This window comes from Polycladomyces subterraneus, assembly GCF_030433435.1.
GTDB lineage: Bacteria > Bacillota > Bacilli > Thermoactinomycetales > JIR-001 > Polycladomyces > Polycladomyces subterraneus.
In genome coordinates, this window is sequence record NZ_JANRHH010000027.1 from 4,765 (window position 1) to 5,309 (window position 545).

Genomic DNA, 545 nt, shown 5'->3' on the forward strand with positions numbered 1-545 from the left:
TTGGGTACTGACAGCTTGATCCTGGATGTGGGTAGCGGAGACGGATTTGGGAGTGAGATGGTCGGAAACCACGGCCTGTGGTGCAATTTTGGCGGTAGAGACGGATTGATCGGCCAGGTGACTCCGTCCAATGGCCCCGGCTTGAATGTGATGGGGCTGGACGGTATCTGATGCGAGATGGCGGGTACTGATAGCTTGATCCTGTATGTGGGAAGCAGAGACGGAGTCAGGTGTAAGATGGTCGGATACAATTGCCTTCGGTACGATTTTGGCAGTATCGACAGATTGATCGGCGAGGTGATCCCGACCGATGGTTCCAGCTTGAATGTGATGGGACTGGACGGTATCAGGTGCGAGATGTTGAGTACTGATAGCTTGATCCTGTATGTGGGGAGCAGAGACGGAGTCAGGTGTAAGATGGTCGGATACAATTGCCTTCGGTACGATTTTGGCAGTATCGACAGATTGATCGGCGAGGTGATCCCGACCGACGGTTCCGGCTTGAATGTGGTGGGATTGAACGGTATCAGGTGCGAGATGTTGGG

Annotated in this window: 1 protein-coding gene; it reads left to right on the forward strand. The window is 53.6% G+C overall.

The genetic code is table 11. The features are described from left to right. Window positions 1–237: 237 nt before the first annotated feature. A partial coding sequence (locus tag NWF35_RS05580) for a hypothetical protein (RefSeq protein ID WP_301238102.1) occupies window positions 238–545 on the forward strand: 308 nt, incomplete at its 3' end.